This window comes from Pseudomonas sp. P5_B2 (assembly GCF_056400445.1).
Genome location: NZ_JBFULH010001258.1, coordinates 1 through 792 on the forward strand (window position 1 = coordinate 1; position 792 = coordinate 792).

Sequence of the window (792 nt, forward strand, 5' to 3'; positions counted from 1 at the left end):
GAGTTACCGCGCCAGTTTGTCGAATTGGAAGCGGAGTTGCAGCAGACCCGTCAGCAACGCGATGAGGCGTTGGCCAAGGCTCACGAAATCTGGCTACAAAGTTGCGCTTATAACAGTCGCGTGCAAGCGTTGATGAGCAGTACCTCCTGGCGCCTTACTGCGCCGTTGCGCTGGTGCGTAAGATCCGTGCGCGGTGTGATCAGTAGCTTTACCCGTTTGCTCAAGAGCGGGGTCCGTCGAATCATGGTCGTGGGGCTGCGTCATACCCTCGGGCATCCGGCTTTGCGGCGGCGGCTCAGTACCAGTCTTAAGCGTTCCCCCCGTTTGTATGAAAGCCTCAAGCGCTTCGCCTATAACCACGGGCTATTGGTCGCCGCATCTGTCTCTCCCCACGAAACGCCGAACAGAGAAGTACCGCAGCACCTGGAGGGCCTGTCGGTGGGTGCTCGCCAAGTGTATTACGATCTGAAAAAGACTATTGAACAGAAGGATCCGCGCTGATGCGTATTGTAGTTGATATGCAGGGCGCTCAAGCCCGTCTCACTGGGGTCGATTCATCATGCTACATCACCAAACTTGCACGCGCGTTAGCTCTTCAGTCAGGCGAACATGAGGTCATTTTGGCCCTCAGTGGACTGTTTGATGGGACCATCGAAGCAATTCGCGCGCAGTTTCATGGGGTTCTGCCGCCTGAAAATATTCATGTGTGGTCAGCACCTGGCCCGGTGAATCGGCTTGATCCGGATAACGAAGGCCGGTCGAAAGCCGCTGAGTTGATCCGCGAGGCGTTTC

At 56.3% G+C, this 792-nt stretch carries 2 pseudogenes; both read left to right on the forward strand.

Annotated elements, in window-relative coordinates:
- Nucleotides 1–501: pseudogene (locus AC1DRJ_RS30605) on the forward strand (hypothetical protein); the annotation flags it as partial.
- A pseudogene (locus AC1DRJ_RS30610) lies at nucleotides 501–792 on the forward strand (glycosyltransferase family 4 protein); the annotation flags it as partial. The pseudogenes AC1DRJ_RS30605 and AC1DRJ_RS30610, both read left to right, overlap by 1 nt.